The sequence below is a fragment of the Actinopolymorpha alba DSM 45243 genome (assembly GCF_000373925.1).
GTDB lineage: Bacteria > Actinomycetota > Actinomycetes > Propionibacteriales > Actinopolymorphaceae > Actinopolymorpha > Actinopolymorpha alba.
Map to the genome: position 1 here is coordinate 17,594 of NZ_KB892769.1, position 14,078 is coordinate 31,671.

A 14,078-nucleotide genomic window follows, 5' to 3' on the forward strand; every position below is an offset into this window, starting at 1 on the left:
AACCCTCGCACCCGCACAGGTTCAGTCCTCAGTGCCGACAGCATCGAGTGCATCCAGGTCGCCGCCACGCACCTTCAGGATGATCTCGGTGTACCTGTCTTCGCGCACGGCCGTGACCAACTCCGGGTCCAGCCGGGGCCCCTCAGCGCCGCCATCCGCATCGCGACGCTGGGCCTCTTGGAGGTCTGCGGCCAGATCGGATCCCACCCCGTTCTCAGCGATCGCGGCGTCGATCCGATCCTTGCGTTCGACCTGAGGCGGCTCCTTGGTCATCTCCCCGGTCAGTTGATCGTCGATCGCGGCGTTGAACGACGCGCGGACGGCTTCGGTGACGCGACCTGCCTCTTCGGGCTGTACGAGGTGATGCAACTCCTCCGACTCCTCACGGCCGTCCACCGTGACAACAACCTCGGTGATCTCGCCGCCGGCCGCTTCCACGGCGTCGACCGCGCGTTCCAGACTGACACCGGTATCGACTCGCACCTGCCTAAGGTCCGCGGCACCCAGTTGCGCGAGTCCGCCCGCCACCAAGAGCACCGGGCCGCCGATACCACCACCCAGCCACGCAAGACGCTTCTTGAGCCGTCCATCCATGGACACTCTCCCTTGACTTCCTGCGCCTCGACGAGAACCCCCCGCAGGGCCATATCCGACGGAACGCCGCCTAGGTGCGAGGAGCATAGAGCAATTAGCTTGCCGTGCCCTGGCCCGAGCGGAGGCAGACGTGGGACTTGGCGACGATGTGGTGGCCGGGGCGCCCATGCTCGTTGAACCTTGAGCAGCTGCCCACTTTCGCGTGAGAACCGGGCATCTACTCGAGGTTCGACGCAAGGCCCCCTCAGAGCTGCCCACGATATGAGACATGCCCTTTGGCCTGGTCGAGTTGTCATAGGTTTCTCGGTCTCTTAGCCGAGATTCCTCTGACAACTCGGGGTTGCCCGCTGGTTTCTCAGTATTCGGAACGATCGGGTGTACGCCATTCGAGACGGGCGCGACCGCACGCGGCATCTCCTCGCGAAGCACGCTCACGCCAAGGAGTGGAGACATTTCCGTGCTCCCACACGGAAAAGTCTCCACTCCCTATCAGGTCAGCCAGTGCAGCGGCGGTCCAGGTCCAGGCGTTGGAGACCTGGCCGCCGAGATCTGCTACTTCCTCTTCGAACAACTCGCAGACGCACCGCCCACACATGAGAACGAACCGCGCCGTTCAAGGGGCGGCGATCCGTCGACACGACGGTTTTGTATGGGCCTCTATTGACGACAGTGAGTGTCGAGACTTCGTACTCGCTCCAACGGTGGTGTAAAGCGTTGACTGCCTAAACCGAGATCAGCGGAATCCTCAGGCGAGCGCGGCCTGGAGCGAACGACGGACCCGCGCGGCCGCGTCCTCGGTGAGCGGCCGGCCATCAGCGCCGGTCAGGTAGAACACGTCGACGGCCTCACTCGCCCAGGTGCTCACATGCGCCGACCGGACCGAGCACCCGGCAGCCGCCACCGCCGTACAGATGCGGTGAAACAAGCCGGGCCGGTCATGCGCCCGGACCTCGAGGACAGTGGCCGCCGCCGAGGCGTCCTTGACCACGCGCAGGTCCGCCGGGACCCGCGCCGATCCCGACCCGGAGGCAGCAGCGGAGACAGCGCCGGGGCCGGCTGGGTGACCCGCACCGCGCCGGGGAGTCCGCCGACCGGTGGGTTGGTCGTACGCCGCGTCCATCCGGCCCAGCCGCTCCGTGAGTTCGTCGGAACCTCCGGCCAGCGCCGCCGTCAGGCGTTCCCGCAGGACAGTCGCGTCCGGCGGGTCACCGACGACCGACCACACCGACACGCCCCTGCCGTCGAGCGTCTCCACCGAGGCCGACTGGACGGAGAGCCGGGCGAGTGCCAGGACCGCAGCGACGGTGGCGAGCAGGCCCACCCGGTCGGGCGCCACCACCGTGATCCGGATCGCGCCCCACGCGTCCTCGGAATCGGCCTCCACCACGACGTCCGGCACACCGCGCTGCGCCAGCAGGCGTTGCCACGGCAGCAGCGGGCGCGGCAAGGGCACTTGGCCGCGTTCGAGCTGCCCGCGGACCCGGGACACGAGACGGGCCAGCAGCGCGGCCCGCCAGGGCGTCCATGCCACCGGACCGGTCGCTCGTGCGTCGGCCTCGGACAGCGCGGCGAGCAGGTCGAGGGTGTCGGCGTTCTCGACCACCGACGCGACCTGCTTGATCGTCTCGGGGTCGTCGAGGTCGCGCCGGGTGGCGGTCTCGACCAGCAGCAGGTGATGTCGGACCAACGCGGTCAGGGTGGCCACGTCCGCCGGGCTGAACCCCCAACTCGGGGCGAGCCGCTCAGCGATCGCGGCACCCACCGCGCTGTGGTCGTTCCCAGCCTCACCGCCAACGCGAACCTCACCGCCAATGCCGGCCTCACCACCGGCGACGCCGGCTCCGCCCGGGCCACCCTCGCGGTCGCCGCCCTTGCCGATGTCGTGCAACAGCGCCGCGACCAGCAGGAGGTCTGGCCGGTGGACGCGGCGGACGAGCGTCGACGCACGCACACACGTCTCGAGCAGGTGACGGTCGACCGTGTGGCGGTGGACGGGGGAATACTGCGGCGCACACCGCACCCGCCGCCATTCGGGCAGCAGCTTGTCGATGACTCCGGCCTGGTCCAACGTCTCCCAGACCGGGCGCAGGTCGCCGCCCGTGCCCAGGAGCGCGCTGAAGAGCCGGCGCGCCTCTTCCGGCCATGGGTTCGGGAGCGGCACGAAGGCGTGGGCGAGCCGATCCGCCGTGTGGGGCGCGAGCAGGAGCCCCCGGTCGGCCGCCGCGTACGCCGCCCGCAACGGCAGCAGCGGGTCGCGTCCCAACCGCGCGTCCGGCGCGAGCACCACCTCGCCGTCGACCGCGGCGACGCCCGGCGCCAGTGGGGTGAGGAGCGGACCCGGTCGTGGCCGGGCCCGGGTGATGCGTCGACCGGAACGGGCGGCGAGCGCTCGTCCGGCGCGTCGCCAGGCGATGTCACCGGTGTGGCTCAGCGTGCGCCCGAGTTGGTAGACGTAGCGCAGGAGCGCGTCCCGGTCAGGGAGCCCGCAGCCGCGTGCCACGTCGGGTTGCAATTCCGCGAGCAGCCGGTCGGTCGGGCGCCGGCCCGCCGCTTCGTGGAGGACGTCGCGGACGTCGAGGAGTTCCTCGCGTACCCGCGCGAGGTTGGCGTGGGGGACCTCCACGAGCCAGGTCGCCGCCAGCGCCCGCAGCACCACGCCGTCCCGGAGGCCGCCGCGGGCTTCCTTCAGGTCGGGTTCGAGCAGGGAGGCGATCTCGCCGACCCGGGCGGCCCGCTCGCGACAGCTCTCCTCCAGCTCCGGGAGCCGGCGCCGGGCGCTGCGCCGCCAGGCCGCGAGCAGTGTCGTACGAAGTCGAATCGTGAGGGCGGCGTCTCCCGCGACATGGCGGGCGTCCAGCAGGGACAACGCGGACCGCAGATCGGCATCGGCCGCCGCCAGCGCCTCCTCGATGGTGCGCACGCTGTGATCGAGGGCCACGCGTTCGTCCCACAGGGGATACCACAGGCGTTCGGCGATTGCCCCGACGTCAGGGCACCGGTCGTCGTACAGCAAAAGCACGTCGAGGTCGCTGGCCGCTGACAACTCACCCCTGCCGTAGCCGCCGAGGGCGACGACGGACACGCCGCCGGCCGGGCCGTCCACCTCGGTGAGGGCGTCGGTGAGGAGGGTACGCAGGCGGGTGTCGGCCGCCTGCGTACGTGCAGCCCGCGAGCGGCTGACCTCCGTCAACCGCTCGCGGACCGGGGGTGCCTCAGATGCCGAAGCCGAGGTCAATCGCTACAGCGCTTCCTGTCCGGTTTCGCCGGTGCGCACGCGTACGACGGTCTCGACCGGAACGACCCAGACCTTGCCGTCACCGATCTTGCCGGTGTGCGCGCTCTTGGCAACGACATCGACGATGTCGTCGACGTCGCTGTCGTCGACGACGATCTCCAGCCGGACCTTCGGCACGAGATCGACTTCGTACTCCGCGCCGCGGTAGACCTCGGTGTGACCCTTCTGGCGGCCGTACCCGCTCGCCTCGGTGATTGTCATGCCCGAAACACCGAACGCTTCCAGGGCGGCTCGCACCTCATCCAACCGGTGTGGCTTGATGACGGCGGTCACCAGCTTCATCGGGCCACGCTCCCTTCCTTCTCATCGGCCGGAGCCGAGGACGAGTTGGCGCTCGCATCAAGCTTCTCACTGTCCGCGGACGGTGCCCGCGTGATCGTGTGCGGCCGCGAGCCGCCGCCGATCGTGCTGAAGTCGTACGCCGTCTCGGCGTGCTCGGCGAGGTCGATACCGCTCGCCTCGTCGTCCTCGCTGATCCGGAAGCCGATCACCTTGTCGATGATCTTGCCGATGAGGAAGGTGACGACGAACGAGTAGACCAGGACAGCCAGGGACGCGACCAGCTGCTTGCCGAGCTGGCTGAATCCACCGCCGTAGAAGAGACCGTCCACACCGGCGGGCGCCGCCGCGGAGGCGATGAAGCCGATGATCAGCGAGCCGGCGAGACCACCGACGAGGTGGACGCCCACCACGTCGAGCGAGTCGTCGTACCCGAACTTCGTCTTGAGTCCGACGGCGAGCGCGCAGAGCACACCAGCCACGACACCGACGATGATCGCGCCGATCGGGGTGACCGAGGAACACGCCGGCGTGATCGCCACCAGACCGGCCACCGCACCGGACGCGGCGCCCAGCGTCGTGGGCTTCCCGTCCCGGATCCGCTCGACGAGGATCCAGGCGAGCAGTGCGGCCGCCGTCGCGACCTGGGTGTTGACGAACGCGACACCAGCGAGGCCATTGGCCGCGACCGCCGAACCCGCGTTGAACCCGAACCACCCGAACCACAGCAGACCGGCACCGAGCAGGACCAGCGGGAGGTTGTGCGGCCGCATCGGCTCCTTGCGCCAGCCGACCCGCCGGCCGAGGACGAGGGCCAGCGCCAGACCAGCGGCTCCGGCGTTGATGTGGACGGCGGTACCACCCGCGAAGTCGATGGCACCGAGCCGGTCGCCGATCCAACCGCCGTTGCCATCGTCGAAGAAGAACACCCAGTGCGCGACCGGGAAGTAGACGAGGGTCGCCCAGACGGCGGCGAAGAGGACCCAGGCGCTGAACTTCGCCCGGTCAGCGATCGCGCCGGAGATCAGCGCCACCGTGATGATCGCGAACATCCCCTGGAAGCCCACGAACACCGTCGACGGGATGGTGCTGCTCAGCGACTCCTCCCCAAGCAGCCCACGGAGACCGAAGTCACCGAGTCCGCCCAGGAGTCCGCCACCGATGTCGGTCGAGAACGCCAGCGAGTAGCCGTACAGCACCCAGAGGATGCTCACGATCCCGATCGCGGCGAAGTTCATCATGAGCATGTTGAGCACGCCCTTGGCCCGGACCATGCCGCCGTAGAACAGCGCCAGTCCAGGCGTCATCAGTAAGACAAGGGCGGCACTGGCCAACACCCACGCGGTGTCGCCGGCACTGAGCTCGGGCATTGCGTCTCCTCCTGGAGATGAGTCCGAAGCTTGGTTCGTGCTGCTGGGAAGGTCGTAAATGCTCGGCGGCTCCCAGCGACGTCAACGGCGCCAGGTGAGCCGAATACGGATCCGGCAAGAGTGGTCGGGCAGTGTTTCGCGGGCCGGCCACTCATGTTGCGGGCCGATGACGGATAGCCCGCCGAGCGTGAATTCCGTGTGAACTGAGGGGCATTTCCAGTGATTGGCCAGCGTGAGGCCGCTCACATCTGGGGCAGTCCGCGCAACCCCGGCGGAAGGTGTCGGGTCGTGCATACGGAATTCGAGACGCCGGCGTCTCGTAATTGTAGTGAAGGGATAACATTCCGTGACGAAACCCGCGTCAGCCGGCCGCGCCGATCACGCTGCGCTCACCCGATCGGGCAACCGGAGGATCCTGATCGCCGGATGCGCGGCCCTGCTACTTCTCGGCCTGCTCGCGGCCCTCGTGTCGGGAGTCGTTCGGGCGCCCAGGCAGGGCCTGGACAACCCCACCCTCCTCGTCGGACTGGTCGGCGCTGTCCTCGCCGTCGCGACACTCAGGTGGTGGGCGCGGCGCCAGTCGCTTCCCGTCGGAGCCGTCATCGCCTCGCTCCTGCTGCCCCGCCAGGCGCGGATCGCCTGGTCCACGTCGAAGGAACTCGCGATCCCGCCGGGCGGCCGGCACGCGGGCGAAGCGCCGCCACTTGCCGACGAACTCGCCTCGGCCGCCAATGCGGTCGACATCACGACGGCCCGCCATGCGGCGACCGTCGACGACCCCCAGGACGATCTGGTCACCTCCACACATCCGCATCCGTGAGCCAGGCGTCCCGCCGCGGCCGACCCCGCGACGCGGCCGCTGACACACGGATCCGGGGAGCCGCCGCCGACCTGCTGCTCGAGCGGGGCTTCGAGCGGGTGACCGTGCAGGACGTGGCCGAACGCGCCGGCGTCGGCAAGGCCACCGTCTACCGCCGGTGGCCCAGCAAGGAGGCGTTGGCGTACGACGCCCTCGCCGGCCTGATCGGGGTCGAGCTCGCGACGCAGGACACCGGCTCGCTGGTCGGGGACCTGGCGCCGGCGGTGGAGGATCTCGCCGGATTCGCGGCCACGCCACGAGGCGCAGGGTTCCTCGCTCTAGCCGCGCGTGAGGCGGCCCGGGATCCCCGGCTGACCCGGTTGTACCGCGAGGCGCTCGACCGCTGGATCGACCGGGCTCGGGGGCCCTTCCAGCGGGCCGCGGCGCGAGGAGAGATCAGAACGGACGTCGACCCGCGCGCGGTCGTGGAGTCGCTGCTCGGCGTCCTCGTGTTGAGGGCCCTCACCGGGGCGCCACTGCCGGACGCGGTCGAGCTCCGCGCGCAGGTGGAACTCCTGCTCGACGGCCTTCGTCCCCGCTGAGCCACTGCCACACACCCGCGGGGTTGCGCGCCGTCAGGTGCCGCGCCGCTCGGCGGCAACGGCGCGAAGTGGGACCGCAGCCTTGAGAACCATCTCGTCGTACTCCTCCACCGGGTCGGAGTCGAGGACGATCGCGCCACCGGCACCGATGGTGAGCCGGCCCCGATGAAGGACCGCGGTGCGGATCACCACGCTCAGGTCGGCCGTACCCCGCAGCCCGAAGAAGCCGAGCGCTCCGGAGTAGATCCCCCTCGCCCGCGTCTCCAACCCGTCGAGGATCTCCATGGTGCGCAGCTTCGGCGCCCCGGTCATCGAGCCTGGTGGGAAGCAGGCCCGGGCCGCCCGCACCGCGCTCACCCCGTCGCGCAACCGGCCACGGACGGTCGACACCAGCGTGTGCACGGTGGCGTACGACTCGACGGCGAGGAACGCCGGGACGCTGATCGTCCCCGGCTCGCACACCCGGCCGAGGTCGTTGCGGAGGAGGTCGACGATCATGAGGTTCTCGGCCTGGGCCTTGGTGCTGGTCAGGAGTTCCTTGCGGAGTACGCCGTCTCGGCCCGGGTCGTCGTCACGTGCCGCCGTGCCCTTGATCGGCCGGGACTCGGCGTACCCCTCGGCGTCGACGCTCAGGAAGCGTTCGGGAGACGCGGACAGCACGTGCGCGTCGCCGAGTCGCAGGTAGGCGGCGTACGGCGCCGGGTTGATCCCCCGCAACCGGCGGTAGAGCGGGAACGGATCCCCGGTGTAGGGCAGGTCGACTGTGTTGGTGAGACAGATCTCGTAACTCTCGCCGGCTCGAAGCCGGGCCAGGCATGACTCGACGTCGCGCAGGTAGCGGTCGCGGGACCTCACCAGCCAGCGCTCGGGGTCGAGGTCGCCGGGTGGGTCAGATGGTGGAGTGGGCGGCGCGGGTGGGGCGGCCAGCCCGGGTCCGTGGGTGAGGTCGCGCAGCCGGTCCGTGGCGGCTTCGATCCAGGTTGGACGCTCTCCCCGGGCCGTGAGCTCCAGGACCCAGGTGCGCCCGCCCACGTGGTCGACCACGACGTACCTGGTGGCGGCCAGCCAGACCGCGTCGGGGAGGTCCGCGTGGTGCCGGGTGGCCGCGCCGTCGTACGCCTTGAGCTCGTAGCCGAGGTACCCCACGTAGCCGCAGGCGAGTTCGGGCGGCAGACCTGGCGGTAGGTCGACCTGGCGCTCGGCGAGCCGGCGTTCGAGCTGGTCGAAGATCGTCTCGGCGTGATCTTCGCGGACGCGGGCCGTCAGCACCTCGCCGTACGGTCCACTGGTGTCGCCGAGCAGGGAGTATCTCGCAGGCGCCGCCACCAGGCTGCTGTCCAGCCAGAACGCCCAACGGCTCGCGCCGAAGAGGTTGGCGAACGCCCGCTCGGTGTCCACGGGGTGGTCGAGCTCGCGGGCATGGAGGGTCCAGCTGGTCACGGCACCAGGCTAGGGACCCGCCGTCTGTCACCCCGCCGGGGTCAGGATGTCCTCGAGCTCGCTCACGTCCTGCAGCACGGTCCGCATCAACGGCGTGAAGTTCGATGAGTTCGCTGGTGGAGTGTTGCAGGAGGCAGAGGCAGGGTGAGACACGCTTGCGCGGATCAGTACAAGCCGAGGGCTGAAAGCAGCTGTCGGGCCGCCTCGGGCAGCTCGCAGGCATAGGCGATGGCGGCCTCGGCTTCCTCGGTGCTGGTGTTATCGCCAGGGACCGTGGGGTACTCGAGCTCGTTGCGCCGCCGCCGCATCGCGCCGAACTTCCTGAACCCGTCGCCGAACTGCGCCCTCAGAAGCGTCTCTACCGCGTAATGTCCGCCGGTCGTAGTCGGGCGCAGGCCCTGCTGAGCCAGGAGTGCGGTGCCGCTGTACCGGGCGGCGTCGTATGCCAGGACATAGGAGGTGTCGGGGTCGTTCTCGAGGAGTGCCGCAGCGCTGTCGAGCGTCCGCTGGGCCTTCTTCAGCAGAGGTTCTCCGTTGGCCGCGGCCCCAGTGACCTTCTGCAGGTGGCGGGCGTTCAGCGCGGCTTCCACCTCCGCCTGCCCGCGTGCCCAGCGGCTCATGCGGCCTCACCTGACTCGAGCGGGAGGACCTGCACGTGTAGTGAGGCCTTGATCTGGGCGACAAGTGGGTCGTCCCCCTCAGCCCAGTGCCGCGGCGAGCGGAGCACGGGGTTGACCTGCATGCCAAGGCGACGGAGTTCGGGCACACATCGCCTGCGTCAGCCTGCAGACACTCCACGAACGGCCGGGTCTCCTCGAGGGAGAACCCGATCGGCAGCAGCGAACGAATCTCCTCGACGATGCGTACGTCGGCGCCGTCGTAGGCGCGGTAACCGTTAGCGGTACGGCGGGCGGGCAACATCCCCTGCGCCTCGTAGTACCTCAGAGCGCGCGTGGTGGTGAGCGCGCGTGGTGGTACCGGTCCGGTCGGCGAGTTCTCCGATGCGCATCTGGCCTCCTCGCCCTCGACCGTAGACCTTGTCGTCAGCGTCAACGCCAGCCTTCTGCCGGACACCCCGAAGCGAGGGAAGCGACGCGGTCAGGCACCAGGATGCGCGATCGGGAGGCCCATCCCTTCCGCTACCGCGAGTAGACGTTTGTCGTACGTCACGAAGACCGACAAATCATTGCCGAAAACCGCACTGGCGGTCGCCAGATGGATCGCGTCGAGGGATCGGAGATTCGGGTCAGGGTACGCTGCCGCCGTCGCGCGCACGAGGTCATCGATCTCGTAGAGCGCAAGGCGCTGGAGTACGGCGGGCGCGGCTGCGAGGAGTTCCGGCTCGCTCCGACGCAATGCCCTCGGCACCTCCACCTCGACCAATGCGGACGACACGAGGAGGTCGCCCGGGCGATCGTCGAGCCAGTCGGCCAGGTCATCACTGGCTGGCTCGCGACGGATCAGTTTGATCAACGCCGCAGTGTCGAGGTAGATCATCAATACCGCTCTTCGTCCCGTAGCCTGCTGACCAGTTCACCGCTCTCATGATCAGTCCGGACCGGGCCTCGTGGTCGTGGCATCGGCCCCCTCACACTCGGAAGCCGGAGCTTTCCGCTGGCCGCGAGCCTGGCAATGGGTTCGGCTACCGCCGGCATGATCCGGGCAACGACGACACCGCGCTCGGTAATGTCGATCTCCTCGCCCCGCTTCACCCTCGCCAACACCCCGGCAGTGTCCTGATTGAGCGCGCGCACTGGAACCTCACTCATGCCCTGAGTGTAGTACGAAGGTGTAGTACCTACACCCTTAGGGATGCCGACATCGAAGACTCCGTACCTCGGGCGGCGACAGGTCCCGCGAGGAGTCCTCGGCATGACCCGTGAGATCAGAGCCCCAGGACCTGGCCTTCCGCGCGCGGATCGGTGCCGCCGGCGAGCACCCCGGTCTCCGGATCGCGGGCGATGATCTGGGCGCCGCTCTCACAACTCCAGTCGCCAGCGACCTCGACCGCGTGCCCGCGTTCGCGAAGATCGGACGCGACCTCCGCGTCGACGCGGCCCTCAAGCGACAGCGTGAACCCGTCACCCTCAGCCGACGTGGACGTGATCCAGAACGGCTGCTCGATCGTCTGCTGCACGTCCCAGCCGGCGTCGATCAAGCCGGTGACCGTCTGGAGATTCCACTGAGGTTGCCGGTCACCGCCCGGCGTACCACCCACGATCACCGGGCGGCCCGCGCTGTCGGCGATGAGGTAGCAGTTGAGCGTGTGCACCGGCTTCTTGCCGGGGGCGAAGACGTTGGGGCTTCGATCGTCCAGCGAGAACGCCTGCGCGCGGTTGTTGAGGACGACCCCGGTGTCGCCGGCCACCACGCCGCTGCCGAAGTTGCTGGCCACCGACTGGATCAGCGAGACCATCATGCCGTTCCCGTCGACGACGCAGAGGTACGTCGTGTGGCCGGGGTCGAGGGCGCCGGCCGCCAGGTCGGTCCGCGCGTGCGGACCGATCTCCCGGCGCCGTCTCCGCGCCCACTCCTTCGACAGCACCTGGTCGACCGGCGGGTCACCGAACGCGGGATCGCCGAGGTAGGCGTACCGATCGGCGAACGCGAGCCTGACCGCCTCGACAAGGAGGTGGGTGCGTTCGGGCGAGGTCGGCCCGATCGTCGGCAGGTCGAACTCCTCGGCGATGTTCAGGGCCTCCAGCATGATCATGCCTTGACTCGGCGGCCGCGTCTGGTAGACGGTGTGACCGCGGTACGTCGTCGAGAGGGGCGCCGACACAGCGGTCTGGTGGTCCTTGAGGTCGTCGATCCGGAGCGCGCCGCCGATCTCCGTCATGAACGCCGAGATGCGTTCGGCGACCTCGCCCTGGTAGAAAACCTCGCGCCCACCGGCGGCGATCGCCTCGAGGGTGGCCGCGAGGTCGGCCTGCCGAAAGACGCTGCCGGGCGCGGGTGGTCGGCCCTCCGGCAGGAAGACCGCCGCCGACTTCGGGTAGGCGCTCAGCAGGTCGACGAACTTCGCGATGAACGACACGAGCACCGGCGAGATCGCGTGGCCGTGGGCGTACTCGATCGCGGGCCCGGCCAGGTCCGCGAATGCTCGGCTGCCGTACCTGTCGAGCAGCGTGAAGTACCCGTCGACCATGCCGGGCACGGTGACCGCGAGCGGCCCCTGGTTCGGCATGTGGCGACCGTCCCTGGCCGCGCGCATCTGCTCGATCGTCGCGCCGCGGGGTGCGATTCCGCTTCCCTGGAACGACCGGATCTCACCGGCACCGGCGTTCCCGGCCGGGTCGTGGACGAGCGCGAAGAGGTCGCCGCCGAGCCCGCACATCTCCGGCATCACCACCGCCGCCACCAGCGCGGAGGCCACGGCCGCGTCGACCGCGTTGCCGCCATCGGCGAGCACGCGAACGCCGGTGCTGGTGACCAGCGGGTGTTGAGCAGCCACCATGCCGCGCTGGGCGAACACCGGGGCGACCCGGCGCCGCGACCAGGGAAACGCCCGCGCCTCGTTATCCGGAAAGCCGATCATCGAAAACAAGTCCTCCCGAACCTTTGTTACCTGGGGTCGGCCGTGAGCCGTCAGCCTGCCGATGGTTTCAGGGTGCCGGCGTACAGCAGCATGATCGTGAAGTTGTCGGCGTACGGCGAGTTCTGTAGCAGGGGATCGCTGTCCGGCGGCCACTTCCCGACCCGGTCGCCTTCGAGAACGGGATTGTTTCCGTACCTCTCGAAGAGCGGGATCATCGGCAGGAGTTCGTTGAACGCCAGCGCGACCGAGGTGACGCTCGCCTTCTGCGCCTCGGCGTCCAGACCCTCACCCGCCTGGATCACCAACCGGCCCAGGTCAACCTCACCTTGCGCCTGGGTGGTCTGCTTGAGTTCGAATCCCATCCCCCGGCCGCCCTGGTTGGCCGCGACCGGAATGTTGTGGGTGAACAGATCCTGCACGAACGCGAAGTGCGGATGCGGCGCCGCGGACGTGCCCCACGACTGGATCGCGAGGTCGAAGTTGCCCTTGTCGACGTCGATGGGCTGCTGCGACTCGGTGACGCCGCGGCCGGTGACCGCGATACCGAACGCCGACAACTGGCGGGCGACGTCCTGTCCCGAGGCGGACCAGTCGGCGTACTCCGCGGGGAAGATCAGCTCGTAACGGGCCGGCTGGCCGTTTGGCTTGAGCCACTGCGTACCCGAGCGCTTCCACCCGGCCTCGGTGAGCAGATCCGCCGCCTTGGCCTGGTCGAACGCGTACCTGTCGAGTTTGTCCTGGTCCTGCGCGGACAGCCACGCGGGCACGAGATTGTCGGAGAAGCCGGCGAGATACTTCACGCCCTTGCCGGACTTGTCGAGGGAGACCGTGCCGTTCTGGTCGCGGTCGATCGCGTGCGCGAGGGCCCGCCGGACGCGAACGTCCTTGAACTCCTGGAGCTTGTCGAGATTGAACAGCAGCGCGGGCCCGGAATACACCGGCGGCCGGATGATCCGGAAGCCCTCGCGGACCAGCTGTTTCTCGGTCGCGACCGGGAATCCGAAGGTCGCGTAGTCGAGCTTCTTCGCGAGGACGACCGGGGTGATGGTCGTGGTCTCGCCGTTGTAGATGACGACCTTGTCGAAGGCCACCTTGTTCGCCGCGTACCCCTTGGGATTCTTGACGAAGCTCAGCTGGGAGTTCGTGATGGAGTTGTAGTCGTAGTCGAACGGCCCGGACACGATCGCCCGCTTCGGCCGGAACGCCTGGAACTCCTCGTTGAGCTTCTTACCCTCTGGGGATTCAAGGTCCTTGCCCGAGCCAAAGAGCTCCTCCGCCCGCCGCGCCCAGTCGCCGTAGGTCGCGTCCGCGTGAATGCGCTGCCGCAGGATGTAGCGTTCGACCACCGTCGACGGCTTCTTCATCGTCAGGACGATGGTCAGCTCATCTGGGGCCTCGACCTTCTCGACGTACTCCCACAAGGAATTGCGCATGACGCGCAGGCACCAGTACGTCGTCAGGGCATCCTTGCTGGTGATCGGCTTCCCGTCGCTCCAGGTGAGACCCTTTCGCAGCGTGAAGGTGAAGGTCCGGGCGCTCGCGTCGGTGTGCCATTTCTCCGCGAGCATCGGCACCCACGTCTGCTCCTTCCAGCGGTACATCGCGCCAGGAGTCATGAGAAGGTCGATGTAGAAATGGTCGCCGAGGATGCTGTCAGTGACGCCATCCATCAGGTTGAAGTGCCCCTTGGGCGGGACCTGGTACGCCGTACCCCCGTGGAATTCGGCGACTCTGCCAGCCTTCTGTCCGCCATCACCTCGGCTGCAGGCAGCGAGCGTCAAGCCGGCCGCTCCCACACCGAGAATCTCCAGAACATGCCGTCGGGTCAGAACCGGCACCGACGGCGAAGGTGTTGAGGTCATGCCGGAATTCTTTCGCCGTACAGGTACAGACCAAAAGCATCTGGCGCCCTTGCGTCCCGTATCGGACGCCCGGACACGGCGTTGCCGGCAAGAAGTTTTTCGGTGCCGGGAGGTACGTAACACGGCCTTGACAGCGGCGGACGTGGACGACGCGGAAAACCGCCGCCCATGCTCGTTGAACCTCGAGTAGATGCCCAGTTTTCACGCGGAACTGGGCATCTACTCAAGGCTCGCGTCGCGACGTCTTAGACCATGATCAACCCGCTGCGCTCAAGATCATTTCGGGGAAGTGGCCCACG

Annotated in this window: 13 protein-coding genes and 1 pseudogene; 2 read left to right on the top strand and 12 right to left on the bottom strand. The window is 68.7% G+C overall.

What is annotated here, in order from left to right; all coding sequences use genetic code 11:
• Positions 1-21: 21 nt before the first annotated feature.
• From B141_RS0123740 to B141_RS0123755, 4 genes are all read right to left on the bottom strand, one after another.
• Positions 22-594 carry a hypothetical protein gene (locus tag B141_RS0123740; protein WP_020577685.1) on the bottom strand — a complete coding sequence of 191 codons (573 nt, stop codon included), beginning with the start codon at positions 592-594 and terminating at the stop codon, positions 22-24.
• A 745-nt stretch (positions 595-1,339) separates the two neighbouring features.
• Positions 1,340-3,829 carry a [protein-PII] uridylyltransferase gene (locus B141_RS42340; RefSeq protein ID WP_020577686.1) on the bottom strand — a complete coding sequence of 830 codons (2,490 nt, stop codon included), beginning with the start codon at positions 3,827-3,829 and terminating at the stop codon, positions 1,340-1,342.
• Positions 3,830-3,832: 3 nt separating this feature from the next.
• Complete coding sequence (locus B141_RS0123750; protein WP_020577687.1) at positions 3,833-4,171, bottom strand: P-II family nitrogen regulator; 339 nt, start codon at positions 4,169-4,171, stop codon at positions 3,833-3,835.
• Positions 4,168-5,538 carry an ammonium transporter gene (locus B141_RS0123755; protein ID WP_020577688.1) on the bottom strand — a complete coding sequence of 457 codons (1,371 nt, stop codon included), beginning with the start codon at positions 5,536-5,538 and terminating at the stop codon, positions 4,168-4,170. Before B141_RS0123755 ends, B141_RS0123750 begins: the two co-directional genes overlap by 4 nt.
• A 346-nt stretch (positions 5,539-5,884) precedes the next feature.
• On the opposite strand from B141_RS0123755, the gene B141_RS51605 reads away from it, so the two are divergent.
• Both B141_RS51605 and B141_RS51610 read left to right on the top strand, forming a co-directional pair.
• A complete protein-coding gene (locus tag B141_RS51605) occupies positions 5,885-6,358 on the top strand; it encodes a hypothetical protein (RefSeq protein WP_020577689.1) in 474 nt (157 codons plus the stop codon).
• A complete protein-coding gene (locus B141_RS51610; protein ID WP_020577690.1) occupies positions 6,355-6,939 on the top strand; it encodes a TetR/AcrR family transcriptional regulator in 585 nt (194 codons plus the stop codon). The genes B141_RS51605 and B141_RS51610 overlap by 4 nt, the downstream gene beginning before the upstream one ends.
• A 33-nt stretch (positions 6,940-6,972) precedes the next feature.
• Here B141_RS51610 and B141_RS42350 read toward each other — a convergent pair whose 3' ends face one another.
• The 8 genes and pseudogenes from B141_RS42350 to B141_RS0123805 all read right to left on the bottom strand — a co-directional run bounded on the left by B141_RS42350 (position 6,973) and on the right by B141_RS0123805 (position 13,779).
• On the bottom strand, positions 6,973-8,379 hold the full coding sequence (locus B141_RS42350) for an anthranilate synthase component I family protein (RefSeq protein ID WP_020577691.1): 1,407 nt from the start codon (positions 8,377-8,379) through the stop codon (positions 6,973-6,975).
• Between the two features lie 164 nt (positions 8,380-8,543).
• Entirely contained in the window at positions 8,544-8,999 is a 456-nt protein-coding gene (locus B141_RS49530; RefSeq protein ID WP_020577693.1) for a HEPN domain-containing protein, read from the bottom strand.
• Positions 8,996-9,145 carry a hypothetical protein gene (locus B141_RS50820; protein WP_020577694.1) on the bottom strand — a complete coding sequence of 50 codons (150 nt, stop codon included), beginning with the start codon at positions 9,143-9,145 and terminating at the stop codon, positions 8,996-8,998. The genes B141_RS49530 and B141_RS50820 overlap by 4 nt, the downstream gene beginning before the upstream one ends.
• Positions 9,146-9,201: 56 nt before the next feature.
• Positions 9,202-9,453, bottom strand: a pseudogene (locus B141_RS52915) (MerR family DNA-binding transcriptional regulator); the annotation flags it as partial.
• 24 nt (positions 9,454-9,477) lie between these two features.
• Positions 9,478-9,876 carry a type II toxin-antitoxin system VapC family toxin gene (locus B141_RS0123790; RefSeq protein WP_020577695.1) on the bottom strand — a complete coding sequence of 133 codons (399 nt, stop codon included), beginning with the start codon at positions 9,874-9,876 and terminating at the stop codon, positions 9,478-9,480.
• Positions 9,876-10,148, bottom strand: coding sequence for a type II toxin-antitoxin system Phd/YefM family antitoxin (locus tag B141_RS0123795; protein WP_020577696.1), 273 nt, complete (start codon positions 10,146-10,148; stop codon positions 9,876-9,878). Before B141_RS0123795 ends, B141_RS0123790 begins: the two co-directional genes overlap by 1 nt.
• 116 nt (positions 10,149-10,264) lie before the next feature.
• Entirely contained in the window at positions 10,265-11,917 is a 1,653-nt protein-coding gene (gene ggt / locus B141_RS0123800; protein ID WP_020577697.1) for a gamma-glutamyltransferase, read from the bottom strand.
• Positions 11,918-11,967: 50 nt separating this feature from the next.
• A complete protein-coding gene (locus tag B141_RS0123805) occupies positions 11,968-13,779 on the bottom strand; it encodes an ABC transporter substrate-binding protein (protein ID WP_040422104.1) in 1,812 nt (603 codons plus the stop codon).
• Positions 13,780-14,078 lie beyond the last annotated feature (299 nt).